This is a genomic window from Roseicyclus amphidinii, assembly GCF_030163755.1.
Classification (GTDB): Bacteria; Pseudomonadota; Alphaproteobacteria; order Rhodobacterales; family Rhodobacteraceae; genus Roseicyclus; species Roseicyclus amphidinii.
In genome coordinates this window covers 19,295-38,534 of the sequence record NZ_JASJOE010000020.1, presented here as the reverse complement: position 1 = coordinate 38,534, position 19,240 = coordinate 19,295, and the positions used below count along the sequence as shown (strand labels likewise).

19 protein-coding genes are annotated in these 19,240 nt (G+C 68.0%); 7 read left to right on the top strand and 12 right to left on the bottom strand.

Annotated features, from left to right (window positions below; genetic code table 11):
• Nucleotides 1-11: 11 nt before the first annotated feature.
• Nucleotides 12-554, top strand: coding sequence for a divisome-associated lipoprotein DalA (dalA, locus tag QQK83_RS08950; protein ID WP_284263512.1), 543 nt, complete (start codon nt 12-14; stop codon nt 552-554).
• A gap of 9 nt (nt 555-563) precedes the next feature.
• On the opposite strand, the gene QQK83_RS08945 is transcribed toward dalA, so the two are convergent.
• The 8 genes from QQK83_RS08945 to paaI all read right to left on the bottom strand — a co-directional run bounded on the left by QQK83_RS08945 (nt 564) and on the right by paaI (nt 6,973).
• Nucleotides 564-1,070: a L,D-transpeptidase family protein gene (locus QQK83_RS08945; protein WP_284263510.1), complete on the bottom strand. Its 507-nt coding sequence runs from the start codon at nt 1,068-1,070 to the stop codon at nt 564-566.
• A gap of 65 nt (nt 1,071-1,135) precedes the next feature.
• Nucleotides 1,136-1,996, bottom strand: a complete 861-nt coding sequence (locus tag QQK83_RS08940; RefSeq protein ID WP_284263508.1) for an SDR family oxidoreductase — start codon at nt 1,994-1,996, stop codon at nt 1,136-1,138.
• Nucleotides 1,993-3,069: a tRNA epoxyqueuosine(34) reductase QueG gene (gene queG, locus QQK83_RS08935; RefSeq protein WP_284263506.1), complete on the bottom strand. Its 1,077-nt coding sequence runs from the start codon at nt 3,067-3,069 to the stop codon at nt 1,993-1,995. The genes QQK83_RS08940 and queG overlap by 4 nt, the downstream gene beginning before the upstream one ends.
• Nucleotides 3,066-3,731 carry an FtsZ-binding protein FzlA gene (gene fzlA, locus QQK83_RS08930; RefSeq protein ID WP_284263504.1) on the bottom strand — a complete coding sequence of 222 codons (666 nt, stop codon included), beginning with the start codon at nt 3,729-3,731 and terminating at the stop codon, nt 3,066-3,068. Before fzlA ends, queG begins: the two co-directional genes overlap by 4 nt.
• Before the next feature lie 57 nt (nt 3,732-3,788).
• On the bottom strand, nt 3,789-4,565 hold the full coding sequence (gene mtgA, locus QQK83_RS08925; protein WP_417750342.1) for a monofunctional biosynthetic peptidoglycan transglycosylase: 777 nt from the start codon (nt 4,563-4,565) through the stop codon (nt 3,789-3,791).
• Nucleotides 4,566-4,650: 85 nt separating this feature from the next.
• Complete coding sequence (locus QQK83_RS08920) at nt 4,651-5,232, bottom strand: TetR/AcrR family transcriptional regulator (RefSeq protein WP_284263502.1); 582 nt, start codon at nt 5,230-5,232, stop codon at nt 4,651-4,653.
• On the bottom strand, nt 5,232-6,542 hold the full coding sequence (paaK, locus tag QQK83_RS08915) for a phenylacetate--CoA ligase PaaK (protein ID WP_284263499.1): 1,311 nt from the start codon (nt 6,540-6,542) through the stop codon (nt 5,232-5,234). The genes QQK83_RS08920 and paaK overlap by 1 nt, the downstream gene beginning before the upstream one ends.
• The gene (gene paaI, locus QQK83_RS08910; protein ID WP_284263497.1) at nt 6,542-6,973 is read right to left on the bottom strand and encodes a hydroxyphenylacetyl-CoA thioesterase PaaI; all 432 of its coding nucleotides are present in this window, start codon (nt 6,971-6,973) and stop codon (nt 6,542-6,544) included. The genes paaK and paaI overlap by 1 nt, the downstream gene beginning before the upstream one ends.
• Before the next feature lie 80 nt (nt 6,974-7,053).
• Here paaI and paaZ point away from each other — a divergent pair, with 80 nt between their 5' ends.
• The gene (gene paaZ, locus QQK83_RS08905) at nt 7,054-9,078 is read left to right on the top strand and encodes a phenylacetic acid degradation bifunctional protein PaaZ (RefSeq protein ID WP_284263495.1); all 2,025 of its coding nucleotides are present in this window, start codon (nt 7,054-7,056) and stop codon (nt 9,076-9,078) included.
• On the opposite strand, the gene QQK83_RS08900 is transcribed toward paaZ, so the two are convergent.
• Together QQK83_RS08900 and QQK83_RS08895 are read right to left on the bottom strand one after the other, a co-directional pair.
• The gene (locus tag QQK83_RS08900) at nt 9,066-10,130 is read right to left on the bottom strand and encodes a saccharopine dehydrogenase (RefSeq protein ID WP_284263493.1); all 1,065 of its coding nucleotides are present in this window, start codon (nt 10,128-10,130) and stop codon (nt 9,066-9,068) included. The two genes, paaZ and QQK83_RS08900, sit on opposite strands and share 13 nt — an antisense overlap.
• Nucleotides 10,131-10,134: 4 nt before the next feature.
• Nucleotides 10,135-10,785, bottom strand: a complete 651-nt coding sequence (locus QQK83_RS08895) for a histidine phosphatase family protein (RefSeq protein ID WP_284263491.1) — start codon at nt 10,783-10,785, stop codon at nt 10,135-10,137.
• A gap of 246 nt (nt 10,786-11,031) precedes the next feature.
• On the opposite strand from QQK83_RS08895, the gene QQK83_RS08890 reads away from it, so the two are divergent.
• Complete coding sequence (locus tag QQK83_RS08890; RefSeq protein WP_284263490.1) at nt 11,032-12,243, top strand: hydantoinase/carbamoylase family amidase; 1,212 nt, start codon at nt 11,032-11,034, stop codon at nt 12,241-12,243.
• Between the two features lie 48 nt (nt 12,244-12,291).
• Here the strand turns inward: QQK83_RS08890 and QQK83_RS08885 are convergent, their stop codons facing one another.
• Together QQK83_RS08885 and QQK83_RS08880 are read right to left on the bottom strand one after the other, a co-directional pair.
• Nucleotides 12,292-12,993 (bottom strand): response regulator transcription factor, encoded by a 702-nt coding sequence (locus QQK83_RS08885; protein ID WP_284263488.1) that lies wholly within the window; start codon nt 12,991-12,993, stop codon nt 12,292-12,294.
• A complete protein-coding gene (locus tag QQK83_RS08880) occupies nt 12,990-14,915 on the bottom strand; it encodes a PAS-domain containing protein (protein WP_284263542.1) in 1,926 nt (641 codons plus the stop codon). The genes QQK83_RS08885 and QQK83_RS08880 overlap by 4 nt, the downstream gene beginning before the upstream one ends.
• Before the next feature lie 214 nt (nt 14,916-15,129).
• On the opposite strand from QQK83_RS08880, the gene QQK83_RS08875 reads away from it, so the two are divergent.
• From QQK83_RS08875 to QQK83_RS08860, 4 genes are all read left to right on the top strand, one after another.
• On the top strand, nt 15,130-17,106 hold the full coding sequence (locus QQK83_RS08875; protein WP_284263486.1) for an AMP-binding protein: 1,977 nt from the start codon (nt 15,130-15,132) through the stop codon (nt 17,104-17,106).
• Nucleotides 17,103-17,357 carry a hypothetical protein gene (locus QQK83_RS08870; protein WP_284263484.1) on the top strand — a complete coding sequence of 85 codons (255 nt, stop codon included), beginning with the start codon at nt 17,103-17,105 and terminating at the stop codon, nt 17,355-17,357. The genes QQK83_RS08875 and QQK83_RS08870 overlap by 4 nt, the downstream gene beginning before the upstream one ends.
• Nucleotides 17,358-18,179 carry an ABC transporter ATP-binding protein gene (locus QQK83_RS08865; protein WP_284263483.1) on the top strand — a complete coding sequence of 274 codons (822 nt, stop codon included), beginning with the start codon at nt 17,358-17,360 and terminating at the stop codon, nt 18,177-18,179. It abuts the gene before it with no gap.
• Between the two features lie 69 nt (nt 18,180-18,248).
• A complete protein-coding gene (locus QQK83_RS08860; protein ID WP_284263481.1) occupies nt 18,249-19,235 on the top strand; it encodes a branched-chain amino acid ABC transporter permease in 987 nt (328 codons plus the stop codon).
• The last annotated feature ends 5 nt before the right edge of the window (nt 19,236-19,240 follow it).

Below are 19,240 nucleotides of genomic sequence, written 5' to 3'. Positions count from 1 at the left end.
TGGGGCGGACCATGATGATGACACGCCGCCATATCCTGACCGCCTCGGTCGCGCTGCCTGCGCTGGCCGCGTTGCCCGGCTGCCTGCGGCCCGCGCCGCGGCCTGGCCCGAACGGGGTGACGCTGCCGGCGATCTACCGGATCGACCCGGCCGATGTCGCGCGCATCCGGTCGCGCGCGCGCGACGGCGTGAACGCGCAGCGCCATGCCGCGGATGCCCCGCCCGTGGCCCTCGATGCGGCGTTGAACGCGGCCGCGGCGGCCCATGCGCGGGACATGGCGGCGCGGAACCGGGCCGGGCATCTGGGCCCGGACGGCGCGACGCCGGTCGAACGGGCAGGGCGCGCAGGCTACCGCGGCACCGTTCTGGGCGAGACCATCGCGGAAAGCTACGAGGATGAGCTGCAGACCGTCACCGCCTGGTTCAACCGGGCCGATACGCGCGCGGTGCTGGTCGATCCGCGGGCGCGCGACATGGGCCTTGGTGTCGTGCAGACGGGGGGCGGCAAGATCTGGTGGTGCCTGTTGCTGGGCGATGGCGCCGACCGCGCCTGAGCGCCGGTGTCAGGCGTGAATGTCGATCACCGTTCCGTCCCGCACCGCGGCATAGATGTGCCGCATCTCGCGGTTCTTCACCGCGATGCATCCGACCGTCCAGTCGCCGCGATTCTTCCGCGGTTCGGGCGTGCCATGGATGAAGATGTCGCCCCCCGCGCTGACCCCGCGCGCCCGCGCCTGCGCGAGATCGTCGGCGTTGGGGTAACTGATTCCCAGCGACAGGTAGAAGGCGCTGTTGGGGTTGCGCCGGTCGATAAAGTAACGCCCTTCGGGCGTGCGCCCGTCGCCTTCGGTCGTCTTGTGCCCTTCGGGCGCGAAGCCCAGCGCGATGTCGTAGCTCTCCAGCAGTGTCCCGTGGTTCAGAAGGTGCATCCGCCGCGCGGATTTCTGCACCTCGATTCGGGTTACCGCGGGCCCATCATACGCGATGAAGCGCGACGGTTCGCAGGCCGCAAGCGCGGCGGACGAGGCCAGCAGGCCCAGCGTGGAACGGCGGGTGAGGACGGGGGTCATCTTGACTGCTCATGCCAATGATTTTCGCCCCGTATACCGCAGTCCGGGGGGCCTGTGCAGGGGTGTCATGCACCATCGGCGGAGAGCAGCGCAGCCAGCCCGGCGCGGTAGTCGGGATAGCGCAGCCGGATGCCCAGCTCCTCCTTCATGCGGCGGTTATCGACGCGTTTCGATTCGGCGTAGAAGCTGCGCGCCATGGGCGACAGCTCGGCTTCGTCATAGGGGACCTCGGGCGGAACGGGCAGGCCGAGCAGCTCGGCGGCATGGGCGATGACGTCCTGCGGCGGAGCCGGGTCATCGTCGCAGAGGTTGTAGACCGCACCCGCCTGCGGATGCGCCATCGAGGCGACAAGCACCTGCGCGATATCCTCGACATGGATGCGGCTGAAGACCTGCCCCGGTTTCACGATCCGCCGTGCCGTGCCCTCGCGCACCTTGGCGAAGGGGCCGCGCCCCGGCCCGTAGATGCCCGCCAGCCGGAAGATGTGCAGCGGCAGACCGTGCGCGTGGTACAGCGCCTGCCATTCGCCCTCGGCGGCGACGCGCGCGCGGCCCCGCGCGGTGGAGGGGGTGAGGGGCGTCTCCTCGTCCACCCAGCCGCCGGAATGGTCGCCGTAAACCCCCGTGGTCGAGAGGTAGCCGACCCAGACCAGCCCGTCAGCGGCGGCGACGATGGCGTCGCGCGCATGGGCAAGGACGGGATCGTGCCCGTCCTCGGGCCCCGCGGTGATCAGGACATGGGTGGCCCAATGCAGGTCCGCGGTCATGTCGGTGCCGGGGAAGACGCGGGCGGTCAGGCCCTCGGCCTCGAGCTGCGCGGCCTTGTCGGGGCTGCGCGTGGTGACACGGGTCTCGCCCGGCGCGGGGTTCATTTCGGCCACGAGGGTGCGGGCGGTGTAGCCATAGCCGAAGATCAGAAGCTTCATCTCAACCTTTCCACCGCCCAGCGGGCGGCCTCGGCGACCGTGGGGTCGGGGTCATCCATCAGGCTCTGCGCGGCTGGTTCGAGCCGTTTCTCGCCCGAGTTTCCGATCGCGTAGAGCACGTTGCGCACGAAGCGGTCGCGCCCGATCCGCTTGATGGGGCTGCCCGCGAACATCGCCCGGAACCCGGCATCGTCAAGCGCGGCCAGCTGTTCCAGCGGCGGGCTTTCCAGCTCGGCCCGCGCAGCATAGCGCAATTCCGTCGCCTCCGCCGCGAACTTGTTCCAGGGGCAGACGGCAAGGCAATCGTCGCAGCCATAGATGCGGTTGCCCATCTTCTCGCGCAGCTCGAGGTCCACAGGGCCCTTGTGCTCGATGGTCAGGTAGGAAATGCAGCGCCGCGCATCGAGCTGGAAGGGTGCGGGAAAGGCCGCGGTCGGGCAGATGTCGAGACAGGCGGTGCAGCTGCCGCAATGCTCATGCTCGGGCGGGTCCGGCTCAAGCTCGATGGTGGTGAAGATCGCGCCGAGGAAGAACCAGTTGCCCAGGTCGCGCGATAGAAGGTTGGTGTGCTTGCCCTGCCAGCCAAGGCCCGCGGCCTGCGCCAGCGGTTTCTCCATCACCGGGGCGGTATCGACGAAAACCTTGATCTGGGGCGGGGCGGAAAACTGCAGTTTTCCGGGACGCGAAACTGCAGTTTCGCGCTCGGCTGCGTCCAGCAGCCAGCGACCGACCCGCTTCAGCCGCTTCTTGACGAGGTCGTGATAGTCCCTGTTCTGCGCGTAGACACTGATCGTGGCCCGGTCGCGCCGCGTGATCGCCTCCAGCGGATCGCCCTTCGGCGTGTAGGGCTCGGCCAGCATGATGACCGAACGCGCCTCGGGCCAGAGCGCCGCGGGGTCGCTGCGCCAGCCCATGCGCTCGGCCATCCAGGCCATCTGCCCGTGCCGCCCCTGGGCCACGAACTCGGCCAGCCGCCCGGCGGCCTCGGGGATCGCGTCGGGCCGGCAGATGCCCACCCTTGCGAAGCCCGCCGCGCGGGCCTCGGTCAGGAGGGCGTGTTTCAGATCGGTCAAAAGTCGAGATTCGCGTAATGCGGCGGCTGGATGAAGCCGGGGATCTGGTCGGCGAGGATCGAGCGGAAGGCAGGCCGGGATTTCACCTTGGCATACCAGTCCTTGACCACGTCGGAGCGGTTCCAATCTACGTCCGAGATGTAATCGAGGCAGGACAGATGCGCCGCGGCGGTGAAATCGGCCATGGTCATCGCGTCGCCCGCCAGCCAACGCCGGTGATCCAGCAGCCATGCCATGTAATCGAGGTGATACTTGATCTGCTGCGCGCCGGTTTTCACGGCTTTTCCATCGGGATAGCCGCCGCGCATGATCTTCTTGTTCACGCGCTCGTAGACCAGGTTCGCCGTCACCTCGTGGTGGAACTTGTCGTCGAACCAATGCATCAGCCGCCGCACCTCGGCGCGGGCCTTGGGGTCGGAGGGCATCAGCGGCGGTTCGGGGCGTGTCTCCTCGAGGTATTCGCAGATCGCGTTCGATTCGGTCAGGTGCATGCCGTCGATCTTGAGAACCGGCACCTTGCCCGCGGGATTGCGGCGCAGGAATTCCGTGGTCGGTTCCCAGTATCTCTCGTCGATCAGCTCAACCTCGACACGTTTTTCGGCCAGGACCAGCCGGACCTTGCGGCAAAAGGGGGATAAAGCAAAATGATAAAGGCGCGCCATGGGGCTTTCGGATCCTCTCTCAGGCTGGCTCTCTATGTCGTGAAACGCCGGGAAAATTCAATTCGCAAAGCAACTGTCGCGCCCGTCAGCCGCAATCGTCGCGGCTCCGTCGGCGATGGACCGCGCGCGCCGGTCGACGAAATCCGACGGTGCGGAGGCGCTTCTCGCCTGCGGGTTTGGCAGAACGGCGGCCATTAGCGCGGCTTGCCGAAGCGTCAGATCGGCGGCGGCGATGCCGAAGTGATGCCGCGCCGCGGCCTCGGCGCCAAACACGCCCTCGCCGAACTCGGCGACGTTGAGGTAGACCTCCAGCACGCGGCGCTTGGGCCAGATCAGCTCCATCACCGGGGTGATCGCGGCCTCCAACGCCTTTCGCAGCCAATTGCGCCCGTGCCAGAGGAAGGCGTTCTTGACCGTCTGCTGGCTGATGGTCGAGCCACCGCGCAGCGCGCCATCGGCGATGGCGTCGCGGATGGCGGACATGTCGAAGCCCCAGTGCAGGCAGAAATTCGCATCCTCCGCCGCGACGGCGGCGCGTTGCAGGTGGATCGAAATCTCCTCGATCGGGACCCAGTCGCGCTCGACCCCGCCGAGGCGGCGGCTTTCGGCGATCATGTAGGCGGTCGTGGGAACAGGGACGAGGGCGTAGAGCCCGACCCAACCAAAGGTCAGCAGGACAACCGCGGCGGTGCCGCGGATCAGCCAGCGCCGCAACGTCTGCGCCGCACGGCGCAGGCGCGATGGCGGCGGCGCGGGCTTGCGCCTGCGCGTGCCGGTGTTCGCCTCTGTCGTCTTCGCCTGTGTGCCGGTCCCGGTCTCGGTCTTGCGTGCCACCCGTGCCTCTCGGGTTGTTCTGCCCCGGCGCACCCTAGCCCGGCGCGGGTGGCGAAACCAAGGCCATCCGGTGAACCACGCGGGATCAGAGCCCGCGCAGGCCCCCAAGCACCAGGTCGGTGGCCAGGTCGGCATAGGAGGCGCGGCTCATGCCCTTGTCGGGTCTATGCCACATGTAGACCCAGTTGAGCATGCCGAAGACACTCATCGTGACCGCCCCGCGGCGGGGGCCAAGACCGGGGCGGATCGCCTCGAGCGTCCGGCTCATGTCAGATACTATTCGGCGTTGCAGGGTCACAAGCGGCGTCTGCATCGGCCCGGGCAGAAGCGCCAGCGCGTCGAGCTGCAGCTTGTGCTCGGCATCGGCATCCTCGTATTCGGCGAGGATCGCGTGGATCAGGCGGCGCAGCCGCGCCTCGGGCGGGCCGTCGGGCGCGACACCCTCGACGGCGGCGGCCAGCGCGCCGAGATGCTGTTCGAGGATGTCGAACAGAAGCGCCTCTTTCCCGTCGTAATAGTGATAAAGCAGCGCCTTCGACACGCCGCAGGCCCGCGCCGCCCCCGCCATCGAGGCGCGGGCATAGCCCTCGGCCGCGAAATAGCGCGCGGCACCGGCCCGGATCGCCGCGCGCTTTTCGGCGTGGTCGCGCGCCAGCCCCCGCGCCATCAGCCGCGCGGGCGCTTGTCGATGATGCGCACCGCCTTGCCCTGGCTGCGCGGCACCCCGCCCGAGCCATGGGCCATGATCTCGACGGTCACGCCCACGCGCTCCTTGATGCGATGTTTCAGGCTCTGCGCGGCTTGTTCGAGCCTGTCTGTGCCCATAGGGCCCGAAGCGGCCTCCACATGCACGGTCATGGCGTCCATGCGCCCCTCCCGCGTCAGTTCGATCTGGAAATGCGGGCCAAGGCCCGGCGTGGCCATCAGCTGTTCCTCGATCTGGGTCGGGAAGACGTTGACGCCGCGCAGGATCATCATGTCGTCGGAGCGGCCCGTCACCTTCTCCATCCGGCGCATGTTGCGCGCGGTTCCCGGCAGAAGCCGGGTCAGGTCGCGGGTGCGGTAGCGGATGATCGGAAAGGCTTCTTTCGTGAGAGAGGTGAAGACCAGCTCCCCCTGCTCGCCATCTGGCAGGACCGCGCCGGTGGCGGGGTCGATCACCTCGGGGTAGAAGTGATCCTCCCAGATGTGCAGCCCGTCCTTCGTCTCGACGCATTCATTGGCGACGCCGGGGCCCATGACCTCGGACAGGCCGTAGATATCGACGGCGTGCATGTCGAAGGCCCGTTCGATCTCCTGCCGCATGGCGTTGGTCCAGGGCTCGGCCCCGAAGATGCCGACGCGCAGGGGGCTTTCGCGCGGGTCGCGCCCCTGGTCGCGGTATTCGTCAAGGATCGACAGCGCGTAGGAAGGGGTGACCATGATGGTCGAGGCGCCGAAATCCTCGATCAGCTGCACCTGCCGCGCCGTCATGCCGCCCGAGACAGGGACGACGGTGCAGCCCAGCCTTTCTGCGCCGTAATGCGCGCCAAGCCCGCCGGTGAACAGGCCGTAGCCGTAGGCCACATGCACCACGTCGCCCGGCCGCGTGCCGCTGGCGCGCATCGACCGCGCGACGCAGGTCGCCCATGTGTCGATGTCGCGCGCGGTGTAGCCCACCACGGTCGGCTTGCCCGTGGTGCCGGAGGAGGCATGGATGCGCGCCACCTGCTCGCGGGGCACCGCGAACATGCCGAAAGGGTAGTTGTCGCGCAGGTCCTGTTTCACGGTGAAGGGGAACTTCGACAGGTCGGACAGCTCGCGCAGGTCGTCGGGGTGGACGCCCGCCGCGTCGAAGCTGGCGCGGTAGAACGGCACGTTCTCGTAGGCGTGGCGCAGCGACCAGCGCAGCCGGTCCAGTTGCAGGCCCATGATCTCGTCGCGCGAGGCGATCTCGATCGGGTCCAGGTCCTCGCGCCTCGGGGTCCTGTCCTCCATCACGCGTCCTCCTCGAAATGTTGTCCGCTGATCTGCCGCGATGCACCGCGGAACAGCGCCACCTTGCGCCCGTCGCCGCCCGTCACTGTCACGTCTGTCAGACCCGAACGGCCTGTCAGAGCCACTTCCACGGCTTCGGCGCGCAGGATCTCGCCCGGTTGGCCGGGGCTGAGGTAGGTGATGGAATTGTGCTGCGCGACGGCAATGCGGTTGTGCGAATTGCAGGCGAAGGCGAAAGCCGAATCCGCCAGCGTGAAGATGAAGCCGCCATGGCAGATGCCATGCCCGTTGAGGTGATGATCCTGCACGGTCATCTCCATAACGGCGCGGCCCGGCCCGACGTCGATCAGGCGCAGGCCCAGCCACTGCGACGCCGCGTCCGTGGCCCACATCGCCTCGGCCGACCGGCGCGCGCGCTCCTCCTCGGTCATGCGCGACCCCTCCCTTTTTCGGAAAGCTTGACGCAAAGCCGACCGAGCGGTCAAGAATAATCCCCGAGGGAGGAACCATCATGCTTGACCTGCAGTCCTATGCCGCCGGGCGCTGGATCGGCCCGGACGACAGCGCGCGGATGATGCATTCCGCGATCACCGGCGAGGCCGTGGCGCGTGGCGGTGCGGCGCTGGATTTCGGGGCGATGATCGACCACGCGGTGCAGGTCGGCGGCCCGGCCCTGCGCGCGATGGATTTCCACCAGCGCGCCCGGATGCTCAAGGCGCTGGCGCAGTATCTCGATGCCCGAAAGGAAGAGCTTTACGCGCTGAACCCGCTGACCGGGGCCACCCGCGCCGATGGCTGGATCGACATCGACGGCGGCATCGGGACGATGTTCGCCTTCGCCTCCAAGGGGCGGCGCGAGATGGTCGAGGGGCAGATCCACATCGACGGCGGGTTGGAGCAGCTGTCGCGCAAGGGCAGTTTCCTTGGACAGCATGTCGCCGTGCCGCTGCAGGGTGTGGCGGTGCATATCAACGCTTTCAACTTTCCCGTCTGGGGGATGCTCGAGAAACTTGCCCCCGCGCTTCTGGCCGGCGTGCCCTGCATCGTGAAGCCGGCAAGCGTGACGGCCTACCTGGCCGAGGTGGCGTTTCGCATGGTGATCGAGTCGGGCCTGTTGCCCGATGGCGCGGTGCAACTGGTGATCGGTGGCACGGGCGACCTGCTTGACCGGTTGGGGCCGCAGGACGTGGTGAGCTTCACCGGCTCGGCGGATACGGGGTATGCGCTGCGCTCAAACCCCCGGCTTTTGCGCGCAGGCACGCGGTTCATCGCGGAGCAGGACAGTCTGAACGCCACGATCCTCGGCCCGGACGTGACGCGGGACGCGCCCGAGTTCGACCTCTTCGTGACGGAGGTCGCGCGCGAGATGACCACCAAGGCGGGGCAGAAATGCACCGCGATCCGCCGGATCATCCTGCCCGAGGCGATGATGGACCCGGTGGCCGAGGCGATTGCCGCGCGGCTGGCGACCACCCGCATCGGCGATCCGCGGCTCGAGACGACGCGCATGGGCGCGTTGGTGGGGCAGGAGCAGAAGGCCGATGTCATTGCGCGGCTGGCCGCATTCGCGGGCGAGGTTCAGCCGGTCTTCACCGGTGAGGCCCTGGGCATCGAGGCGGAGAACCCCGAGGCCGGGGCCTATCTGAAACCGGCTCTATACTGCTGTATAGACCCTGACGGAGCCACCCAAGTGCATGAGGTCGAGGCCTTCGGTCCCGTCGCCACCCTGATGCCCTACCGCGATCTGTCCCATGCCGCGCGGCTGGCCAATCGCGGCGGCGGCTCGCTTGTCCTGTCGGTCATCACCCATGACCCCGCGGTCGCGCGTGCCGTGGTGCAGGAGGCCGGGCCGTGGCACGGGCGGGTCTACATCAACGACTGCGACAGCATGGGCGAGGCGACCGGCCACGGCTCGCCCCTGCCGCACATGACCCATGGCGGGCCGGGCCGCGCGGGCGGGGGCGAGGAGCTGGGCGGCATCCGCGGCGTGATGCATTACATGCAACGCGTCGCAGTGCAGGGCAGCCCCCGGATGCTCACCGGCGTGACCGGCCAATGGGTGCCGGGCGCCGAGGAGATCGCGGCGCCGACCCACCCCTTCAAGCTGACCTTCGACGAGATCGAGATCGGCCACACGATCGTCACCGCCCCGCGCGAGGTCACGCTGGAGGATATCGAACACTTCGCCCATTTCACCGGCGACACGTTCTACGCCCACATGGACGAGGTCGCCGCTGCGGCGAACCCGTTCTTCCCCGGCCGGGTCGCGCATGGCTACTTGCTGCTCAGCTTTGCCGCCGGGCTGTTCGTGCAGCCCGATCCGGGGCCGGTTCTGGCGAATACCGGGCTGAACGGGCTGAGGTTCCAGAAGCCCGTCAGCCCCGGTGCCCGCCTCCATGTCCGATTGACCGCGCGGCGCAAGACGCGGCGCACCGACAGCTATGGCGAGGTGCGCTGGGCCGTCACGCTCTACGATCAGGATGACGCGCAAGTCGCGGATTACGAGCTGTTGACGATGGTGGCCTACGCGGTGTGATCCGTGGGGGCCGCGTGGCGGTCGAACGCGGCCTTGGCGCGGGCCCATGCGCCGGTGTCGATCCGGTCGAGGGTCAGCAGAGTCGGCAGAAGCTGCGCGGCGTAATCCCGCGAGCTTTCGACCGGCAGGAGCGAGGGCAGGTTGTCGATCGCCATCACGTCGAGCGGCGGGTCGTCATGGCTGCGCAGCGCGGGCGCGGCCCAATCCGTCGTGCAGTCGTAGACCTTGATCGGCGAGAAATCCGAGGTCGGGTCGCAGGCGATGTCGCCCACCACCCGCAACGCGCGGGGTGCGGTCTTCGCCGTCTCGGGCAGGAAGACCGGCACGCCGGGCATCGCAAGGATGCAGTTGAGAAAGATCTCGTGGGCCAGGATCTCGGGGAAGGGGCCGCCATGGGCGGTCTCGGCCATGTCCCAGAGCGTCGTCTCGATGCCCGTCGCGCGGCAGAAATCGGCGGCACCGGTGCCGACGCGGCCCTTCGCGCCGATGATGATGGCGCGGGGGGCGAGGGTTTCGGCACGCAGGGCCGTGGCGATCTCGTCGGTCAGGGTCTTGGCATCCGGGTAGGTCGAAACCGGGCCGCAGATGGTGCCGCGGGCCTGCGCGATCAGCGCGAGGGTCGAGACGGCGGCCCCGGCATAGCCCGCCCAGTAGCCGAAGGCGGCGAGGCGGCGGCCGGTCTCGTCCACGAGGTATTCCAGGTCGTAGAGCGTGCCGCCGCCCGCGCGGAACCGGTCGAGCAGCACACGGCCCGCGGGCTGGCCCTTGTAGGCATGTCCGAACATGATGTGCCGATGCGGCAGGGGCGTGCCGTCTTCGGGCAGTTCCTTGAGGCCGAAGATGATGGCGTCGCGCGGTGCGTCGGGCCAGCTGCCCTCCGGCGCGGTCTCGGTGCCCGCGTCGATGTAGCCTTGCAGCGGGATGCAGCGGCTGCGGCTCTCCTCGACCGTGACGCGGAAGCCCGCGTCGATCAGCGCCTTGGCCCCCTCGGGCGTCAGGCCCGTGCGATCCTCGTTCGGGCGCTGTTCCGCGCGGAGCCAGAGATGCGTCATGGCCTCAATACTCCGTCCGGGCATGGATGCGGTCGGGGGTGTCGAGATGCGGGGTCGCGTTGAAGCCCGCGAGGATCTGCGCCTGCGGCAGGACCATGACCCGGTGGATCGAGCAGTTGCGGATCGGCACCAGCAGATGCGCCATGCGCGCGATGTCGAGGTCGAGGATATGGCGCACCATCATCCCGATCACGCCGCCCGAGGTGACGCAGAGAACCCGGCGACCCGGCCGCGCGGCGATGGTCAGCATCTCGGCGACGCGGGCCTCGAAGCTGGCGTAGCTTTCCTCGCCCTGGATTTCGGCGCGGTGCCAAGCCTGCATGATGTCGATGATATGGCTGACGAAGGTGTCCGGCGTGGGGGCGGGCTTGCCCGTGGCCTTCGAATGGGCCTGGGCGAGGTTGAAATAGTCGAGCTCGTTCAGGCGGGCGTCGATCTCCGCCTCGGCGCCCATGTCGCCCATGCCTTCGGCGGTCTCCCGGTGGCGACGGAGCGAGCCCATCAGAACGCGGTCGAAGGGGGCGTCGTGGCTGCGCAGCCACTCGCCCAGCCAGCGCGCCTGTTGATGGCCCAGATCGGAGAGGCGGTCATAGCCCGTCTCGTCCTGCGCGGCGGAGTTCGCCTGCCCGTGGCGCACGAGAACCAGTTCGCCCATGTCGTTCCCCTTTTAGCTGTCGGGGTCGTGATGGGGGACGGGGGCGCGATGTGCAAGACCGGTGCGCGATGTCCGCGCGGTGGTGTGGGTGGAGAGTGCGGGAGCCTCCGGCGGGAGTTGTATTTGCCAAGATGAAGCAGGGGACGGGGCCCGTTAAGGTTAATGGCGGTTCGTGGGGCGGAGCGGATGGGCCCTGGCTTGGCCGCGGGGGCTGGACGGTCCCCTCGGGCGCGATATGAAGGGGGCATGACCAGCATTCTCGTGAACCCCGCCCGCTTTCTCCAAGACCTGCACGCGCTGCGCCGTTTCGGCGGCGACGGGGCGACCAAGGGGGTGCGCCGCCGCGCCTTTTCGGCCGAGGATATCGCCGCGCGTGACTGGCTGGCGGGGCGCATGGCCGAGGCTGGGCTGACGCCGCAAATCGACCCGGTGGGCAATCTCTTCGGCCTGGCCGAGGGGCGGTCGCTGCTGGTCGGTTCGCATTCCGACACCCAGCCCGAGGGCGGGTGGCTTGATGGCGCGCTGGGGGTCATCGCCGGGCTGGAGGTGGCGCGCGCGGCGCGTGAGCGCGGGGGGCCGCCTGTCTCCTGCGTCAGTTTCCAGGACGAGGAGGGGCGCTTCGGCGCGCTGACGGGCAGTTCGGTCTGGTCCGGCAAGCTGCCGCTCGAGGCCGCCGACGGGCTGACCGCCATCGACGGCACCGGCTTTGCCGAGGCGCGCGCGCTTCTGGGGGAACGGGCGGGGGATTTCCTCGACCCGGCGCGGTTCACCGGGTTCCTCGAGATGCATATCGAGCAGGGGCCGGTGCTGGACCAGGCCGGGGAGGCCGTGGGCGTGGTGACGGGAATCGTCGGCCTGCGGCAATTGCAGGTGACCGTGCGGGGTCAGCAGAACCACGCGGGCACCACGCCGATGCGGATGCGCAAGGACGCCTTCACCGTGGCCGCGAAGATCGCAACCCGGCTGGAGGAACGCTTCGCCAATATCGTGACGCCCGACTCGGTCTGGACCATCGGGCATATCCGCCTGCATCCCGGCTCGCAATCGGTGGTGCCGGGGCGGGCGGAGTTCTCGCTTCAATGGCGGGATATCGACGCCGGGCGGTTGGACCGGATGGAGGCCGTGATCCACCAGTTGCTGGAGGATGTGGCCGAGGAAACCGGCTGTCCCGTCACGACGGAGCGGCTGCGCCATGATCTTGCGCCGATGCCGATGGACGCTGCGATGCAGGCGGCGCTGCGGGAGGCCGCCGAGGCGGTCGCGCCGGGGCGCTGGCGGGCCATGCCCTCGGGGGCGTTGCATGACGCGTCGAACCTTGCCGGGCTGATGCCGGTGGGGATGCTCTTCGTGCCGTCGATCGGGGGGATTTCCCACGACTTCGCCGAGGATACGGGTGAGGACGACCTGGTGACCGGGCTGCAGGTGCTGGCCGACGCCGCGGGGCGGCTGGCGGGGTAGCGGAAAACTGCAGTTTTCCGATCCGCAAAACTGCAGTTTTGCGCCCGCTCAACTCCAGCTGACGTCGCCGAGAAAGATGTAGCCCGCGCCGTAGATCGTCTTGATCAGACGGGGGTTCTTCGGGTCTTCGCCCAGCTTGGTGCGCAGCCGCGAGATGCGGACATCCATCGCCCGGTCGAAGCTTTCGCCCGCCGCCCCGCCCAGGGTTTCCTGCATCTGCTGGCGCGAGATCAGGCGCTTGGGCGCCTCGAGGAACAGGCGCAGCACCTCGCCCTCGGCGTGGGAAAAGCTGACCTCGCGGCCGTCCTCGGCGGTCAGGAGGTAGCGGTCGAAATGCGCGGTCCAGCCGTTGAACCGCGCGGTGTCCTGCGCCTGACCGGCGGTCTTGGGCTGGCGCAGGCGGGCGCGGATGCGGGCCACCACTTCGGCGGGGTCGAAGGGCTTTATGATGTAATCATCGGCGCCCAGCTCCAGCCCGGTCACGCGGTCCTGCACCTGCGCGCGGCCCGAGATGATGATGATCGCCGCCCCCGATTCCAGCGCCAGCCGATGCACCAGCGCCAGCCCGTCGCGGTCGGGCAGGCCGAGATCGACGAGACAGACATCGGGCGTGGCACGCGCCAGCGCGGCCTCGAACTCGGTCGCCCGCGCGTAGGAGGCGGTGCGGAAACCGGCCTCGGTCAGGGTCTCGGAGAGAAGCGCGCGGATCTGCGGCTCGTCGTCGAGGATGGTGACGAGGGGGGCGGTCATGCGGCGGCCTCTTGCATCAGGAGAGCGTGGAGCGCCGCGCCGTCCACCGGTTTCGGCAGCACCGGCCAGCGCGCGGCCCCGTGGGTGCGGAGCGGGTCGGTTTCGGGCAGCGAGGTCATCAGCGCGAGCTTCAGCCCCGGTTGTCTTGCCGCGATCCGGCCCAGCAGCGCGACGCCGTCCTCGAGGCCGAGGCGGATGTCGGACAGGACCCAGTCGAGGCCGGGAATGTCGGTCAGCGCCAAGGCCTCTTCGGCGGTGGAGGCCTCGATCACCTGGTGGCCGAGGTCGGTCAGGCCGTCGCGGACGGCGGCCCGGATCTCGGGTTTGTCTTCCACGAGAAGAACGAGGCGCGGGCGGGCCTCGGCCTCGGCGGGCTTCAGGGGCAGGCGCAGGGTCACGCAAGCGCCGCCGGTCGCGCGGTTCTCGAGCCGCACCTGCCCGCCGGCGAGTTTCGCCGCGTCGTAGACCATGGTCAGGCCAAGCCCCGACCCCTCGTCGCCCTTGGAGGTGAAGAACGGGTCGAGCGCGCGTGCCAGCGCGGCCTCGGAAAACCCCGGCCCGGTGTCGGAGACCGCGATGTCGAGCCATGTGTCCTGCACCGCCGTCAGGCGGATCGTGATCTCGCCCTGCCTGCCGCCGATGGCGTCGCGGGCGTTCAGGACAAGGTTCAACAGGCTGTCCTGCAAGGGCCCGGTGTCGAGCATCAGTGCGGGGTGCGCGACGCGGTTCTCGATGGTCAGCGCGATCTCGGGTGGCAGGGGCGCACGGGCGAGCGGTGCAAGCGTGCCGAGGAAATCGGCCAGCACGGTTGGGGCCTCGCGCATCTCGCGCGGGCCGGTGATACGGGCGATCTTGTTCAGCAGGTCGCCGCCCCGCCGCGCTGCGGCCCGGGTCGCGCCGGTCAGTTCCTGCGCGCCCTGGGGAAGCGGCAGCTTTTCCAGCCGCCCCTGAAGCCCGAGGATGATGGTGAGCAGGTTGGCGAAATCATGCGCCAGCCCGCTGGTCAGCTGGGCGGCCAGTTCGCGCTTGTGGGTCTGGGCCAGCGCCGCGCGGGCCTGGGCCTCCTCGGTCAGGTCGGTCGAGAGCAGGTAGACGCCGGTGATCGCCTCGCCCGGCGCGGACTGGTCGGGGGTGAAGGCGGTGCGGATGCGGCGGCCGGTTTCGCCTTCGGTGAACTCGTGAACGCTGGCCTCGCCCTGCACCGCGCGGGCGAGAAAGGGCCTGAGCCGCGTGGCGGTGTCGTGCCCCAGCGCCTGCTCGAAGGTCAGGCCGACGATGTCGCTTTGCCGCCCCGGCAGCAGCGACGAGAGGCGGCGGTTGGTGTAGGTGTAGACGCCCTCGCGGTCGACGCGGGCGATATGGGCGGGCGTCATCTCGGTCGTGAGGCGGATGCGCGCCTCCATCTCGGTCAGCTCGGCCTTGGCCTCCTCCAGCTGGGCGATGGTCGCCTCGAGCGCACGGTTGGTCTGGGCCAGCTCCTCGGTGTAGCCGAGCACCTGGTCCGACAGCTCCTCGGACCGGGCGCGCAACAGCTCTTCCTGCCGCTTGATGGCGGTGATGTCGGTGTAGACCGTGACCCAGCCGCCCTCGGGCAGGGGGGAGCCCTCGACGCTGATGGTCCGGCCGTTGGCGCGGCGGCGTTCCATGTAATGCGCCTCGAAGGTGCTGGCCTGCGCGACGCGGGCGCGGATGAAGCCCTCCACGTCGTCGATCTCGCCGTATTCGCCGGTCTCCACGAGGTAGCGGATGGTGTCGTCGAACCGCGCGCCCGGCGTGACCAGCCGTTCCGGCAGGCCGAACATGGTCTGAAAGGGCCGATTGCTGACCGCAAGGCGCAGGTCGGCGTCATAGATCGACAGCGCCTGCTGGATCAGGTTCAGGCCCGCGCGCGTCAGGTGATCGGTGCCCGCCTTCTGCGGCATCTCCTGTCCTCCCTCCTTCATCGCTGCCCCCCGTTGCGTCCCCCGTCAAGCACGGGCGTGGCGATGTTACAATTCGTTAGGATTGCGCAAAACTGGGGTAAAACTTGACCGCGACCGATTGTGTGTCACGGTACGGCGACGGGAGTCGCCCGGCCCGACAAGGGCGCACCGTGGACGCCGGGAAGGAGGAAGCCCGGCGAAGGGAGGAAGAGACTTGGCTCACACAGACACGCCCCAGGGTGTTCCCCAGTCCGTGCCCGCGCTTCTGGCGCGGAACGTGGCGCAGTTCGGCTCCAAACCGGCCTACCGGGAGAAGGAGCTGGGCATCTGGCAGAACTGGACCTGGGCCGAGGCCGCCGAGGAGATCGACGCGATCGCCTATGGCCTGCTGGCGCTGGGGGTGAACCGGGGCGACCATGTCGCCGTGATCGGGCGCAATCGCCCGGCGCTGTACTGGTCCATGGTCGCGGCGCAAAAGGTCGGCGCGGTGCCGGTGCCGCTCTACCAGGACGCGGTCGCCGAAGAGATGGCCTATGTGCTGGAGCACTGCTTTGCCCGCTTCGTGATCTGCGGCGACCAGGAGCAGGTCGACAAGGTTCTCGAGGTGCAGGGCCGCGTGCCGCAGATCGAGCATATCATCTACCAGGACCCCCGCGGCCTCAGGAAATACGACCATTCCAAGCTGCACGCGCTGACCGATGTGCAGGCCGAGGGGCGCGCGGCCCGTGACCGCTTCGCGGGTGAGCTGAAGGCGCGCGAGGGCGAGCTGGATTTCGACTCGACCTGCGTGATGCTTTACACCTCGGGCACGACGGGCAAGCCCAAGGGCGTGGTCCTGTCGAACCGCAACATCATCATGACCTCCAAGGCGTCGAGCGAGTTCGACCACCTCGACCCGCATGACGAGGTGCTGGCCTACCTGCCGATGGCCTGGGTGGGCGATTTCATCTTTTCCATCGGGCAGGCGATGTGGACGGGCTTCTGCGTCAACTGCCCCGAGAGCGCCGACACCACGCTCGCCGACCTGCGCGAAATCGGGCCGACCTATTACTTCGCGCCGCCGCGCGTGTTCGAGACGCTGCTGACCAGCGTGATGATCCGGATGGAGGATGCCGGGCCGATCAAGCGGCGGCTGTTCCATTACTTCCTGGAACACGCCAAGGTTGTTGGCCCCAAGCTGCTGGACGGCAAGAGCGTGGGCGGGATGGACAAGCTGAAATACCAGCTTGGCAACCTGTTGATGATCGGGCCGCTGAAGAACGCGCTGGGCCTGACGCGCATCCGCGTGGGCTATACCGCCGGCGAGGCGATCGGGCCGGAAATCTTCGATTTCTACCGCGCCTTGGGCATCAACCTGAAGCAGCTTTACGGGCAGACCGAGGCCTCGGTCTTCATCACCCAGCAGCCCGACAACGAGGTGCGGCCCGATACGGTCGGCGTGCCCTCGCCGGGTGTGGAGCTGCGCATCGACGACACGGGCGAGGTCTATTACCGCTCGCCCGGCGTGTTCGTGGAATACTACAAGAACCCCGAAAGCACGGCCTCGACCAAGGACCCGGAGGGGTGGGTCGCCACCGGCGACGCGGGTTTCATCGAGCCGGACACCGGGCACCTGCGCATCATCGACCGCGCCAAGGACGTGGGCAAGATGGCGGACGGCAGCCTGTTTGCGCCCAAATACGTTGAAAACAAGCTGAAATTCTTCCCCAACATCCTCGAGGCCGTGGTCTTCGGGAACGGGCGGGACTACTGCACGGCCTTCATCAACATCGACCTGACGGCGGTCGGCAACTGGGCCGAGCGCAATAACATCGCCTATGCCTCCTACCAGGAGCTTGCGGGGCATCCGCGGGTTCTGGCGACGATCCAGGGCCATGTGGAGGAGGTGAACCGCTCGGTTGCGGGCGACGAGATGCTCTCGGGCTGCCAGGTGCATCGCTTCCTCGTGCTGCACAAGGAACTGGACGCCGACGATGGCGAACTGACGCGCACGCGCAAGGTGCGGCGGCGGATCATCGAGGAGAAGTTCCACGACCTGATCGACGCGCTCTATTCCGGCAAGACCTCGCAATACACCGAGACGGAAGTGACCTACGAGGACGGGCGCAAGGGCAAGATCAGCGCGACGCTCGAGATCCGCGACGCGGCGACGGTGGACGTGGGCGCGCCGGCGAAGGTGGCGGCGGAATGACGCTGGTTGCGGCTGGCCTGTTCCTGCTCGGCTTCGCGGCCTCCTGGGTCGCGGGGCGATACCTGACCACGGGGGCCGCGGCGGTGCAGGGCGGAGCCATCGGGATCTGCGGGGTTGCGGCGCTTCTGTTCGGGATGCCGCAGGTCTGGGAGGACAGTCTGATCTGGGCGCTGATCGCGTTGATGATCTACGGGCTGGTGGGGGCGCTGATCTTTCGCTCCGGCCAGGCGGCACGGGAAAGGGCCGAGTAAATGCTTGATTCCACTGAGGAAGGTTACGTCACCGCCGATGGCCGCCAGATCGGCGGGGTGGTGATGGAGATGCGTAACATCACGCTGCGTTTCGGCGGTGTGGTGGCGATCAAGGACATCAGTTTCGACATCCGCGAGGGCGAGATCCGGGCGATCATCGGGCCGAACGGGGCGGGCAAGTCGAGCATGCTCAACGTCATCTCGGGGTTCTACAACCCGCAGGAGGGCGAGGTGATCTATCGCGGGTCGAAGCGCCCGCAGATGCGGCCCTTCCAGGTGGCGCGGCAGGGCATCGCGCGGACCTTTCAGAACATCGCGCTGTTCGAGGGGATGACGGTTCTGGACAACGTGATGACCGGTCGCCTGAACCACATGAAGGCGAGCCTTCTGGACCAGGCGTTCTGGTGGGGGAAGGCGCAGCGCGAAGAGGTGGCGAACCGGCAAAAAGCCGAGGAAATCATCGACTTCCTGGAAATCCAGCATATCCGCAAGACGCCCGTGGGCCGCCTGCCTTATGGCCTGAAGAAGCGGGTGGAACTGGCCCGCGCGCTGGTGTCGGAGCCGTCCATCCTGCTGCTGGATGAGCCCATGGCGGGGATGAACGTCGAGGAGAAGGAGGACATGTCGCGCTTCATCCTCGACGTGAATGATGAATACGGCACCACCATCGTGCTGATCGAGCATGACATGGGGGTCGTGATGGACCTGAGCGACCGGGTGGTCGTGATGGATTACGGCAAGAAGATCGGGGACGGCACGCCGACCGAGGTGCGCTCGAACCAGGAGGTGATCGACGCTTACCTTGGGGTCGCCCATGACTGAGCGCCCGCGTCACATCCCGTACACACCCCGTACACACCGCGTACATACGCCGAGCCAGGGAGGCCGCGCATGCCCGACCAACTGATTTTCGCCATGGAGGTCACGATCAACGGCCTTCTGAACGGGGTGATGTATGCCCTCGTGGCGCTCGGCTTCGTGCTGATCTTCAAGGCGTCCGGCATCTTCAACTACGCGCAGGGGGTCATGGCGCTGTTCGCGGCGATGACGCTGGTGGGCATCCAGCAGGGGCGCGTGCCCTTCGGCCACCTGATCAACGAGATCTTCGGGACCGATGTCCACTATTTCGGATGGGAGGTGCCCGCGCTGGCCGCGATCCTTCTGACGGTGGTGGTGATGCTGGCCTTTGCCGTGCTGGTGCAGAAATTCGTCTTCAAGCACCTCGTGGGGCAAGAGCCGATCATCCTGTTCATGGCGACCATCGGGCTGGCCTATTTCCTCGAGGGGGTGTCGGACCTGATGTGGGGGTCCGAGATCCGCAACATGGACGTGGGCCTGCCGCAGGGGATCAACGACGCCATCGACGCGGCGACCTTCGAGATCTTCGGCTACGGGTTCTTCATCGACAATCTCGACATCTCGGCTGCGATCATCGCCGCGATCCTTGTGGGCGGGCTGATCGCCTTTGCGCAATACACCAAGCAGGGCCGCGCGATGCGGGCGGTGGCCGATGACCACCAGGCGGCGCTGTCGGTGGGCATCAAGCTGAATTACGTCTGGGTGCTGGTCTGGACCCTGGCGGGCATCGTCGCGCTGGTGGCCGGCATCATGTGGGGGTCGAAATCGGGGGTGCAGTTCTCGCTGTCGCTGATCGCGCTGAAGGCGCTGCCGGTGCTGATGCTGGGCGGCTTCACCTCGATCCCCGGGGCCATCGTGGGCGGGTTGATCATCGGCATGGGCGAGGCGCTGTTCGAGTTCTCCATCGGCCCGATGATCGGCGGCGCGACCGAAAACTGGTTCGCCTATGTGCTGGCGCTCGTCTTCCTCGTGTTCCGGCCGCAGGGCCTGTTCGGCGAGAAGATCATCGAGAGGGTGTGAGCGAG

Bases quoted from the DNA above. Each gene is read 5' to 3' on its own strand.
- QQK83_RS08890 (WP_284263490.1), top strand. From the start codon at position 11,032: ATGACCAGCATTCTCGTGAACCCCGCCCGCTTTCTCCAAGACCTGCAC.
- fzlA (WP_284263504.1), bottom strand. From the start codon at position 3,731: ATGGCGCGCCTTTATCATTTTGCTTTATCCCCCTTTTGCCGCAAGGTC.
- QQK83_RS08945 (WP_284263510.1), bottom strand. From the start codon at position 1,070: ATGACCCCCGTCCTCACCCGCCGTTCCACGCTGGGCCTGCTGGCCTCG.
- paaI (WP_284263497.1), bottom strand. From the start codon at position 6,973: ATGACCGAGGAGGAGCGCGCGCGCCGGTCGGCCGAGGCGATGTGGGCC.
- QQK83_RS08895 (WP_284263491.1), bottom strand. From the start codon at position 10,785: ATGGGCGAACTGGTTCTCGTGCGCCACGGGCAGGCGAACTCCGCCGCG.
- QQK83_RS08940 (WP_284263508.1), bottom strand. From the start codon at position 1,996: ATGAAGCTTCTGATCTTCGGCTATGGCTACACCGCCCGCACCCTCGTG.
- paaK (WP_284263499.1), bottom strand. From the start codon at position 6,542: ATGGAGGACAGGACCCCGAGGCGCGAGGACCTGGACCCGATCGAGATC.
- QQK83_RS08860 (WP_284263481.1), top strand. From the start codon at position 18,249: ATGCCCGACCAACTGATTTTCGCCATGGAGGTCACGATCAACGGCCTT.
- QQK83_RS08870 (WP_284263484.1), top strand. From the start codon at position 17,103: ATGACGCTGGTTGCGGCTGGCCTGTTCCTGCTCGGCTTCGCGGCCTCC.
- QQK83_RS08880 (WP_284263542.1), bottom strand. From the start codon at position 14,915: ATGCCGCAGAAGGCGGGCACCGATCACCTGACGCGCGCGGGCCTGAAC.
- paaZ (WP_284263495.1), top strand. From the start codon at position 7,054: ATGCTTGACCTGCAGTCCTATGCCGCCGGGCGCTGGATCGGCCCGGAC.
- dalA (WP_284263512.1), top strand. From the start codon at position 12: ATGATGATGACACGCCGCCATATCCTGACCGCCTCGGTCGCGCTGCCT.
- QQK83_RS08900 (WP_284263493.1), bottom strand. From the start codon at position 10,130: ATGACGCATCTCTGGCTCCGCGCGGAACAGCGCCCGAACGAGGATCGC.
- QQK83_RS08865 (WP_284263483.1), top strand. From the start codon at position 17,358: ATGCTTGATTCCACTGAGGAAGGTTACGTCACCGCCGATGGCCGCCAG.
- QQK83_RS08885 (WP_284263488.1), bottom strand. From the start codon at position 12,993: ATGACCGCCCCCCTCGTCACCATCCTCGACGACGAGCCGCAGATCCGC.
- QQK83_RS08920 (WP_284263502.1), bottom strand. From the start codon at position 5,232: ATGGCGCGGGGGCTGGCGCGCGACCACGCCGAAAAGCGCGCGGCGATC.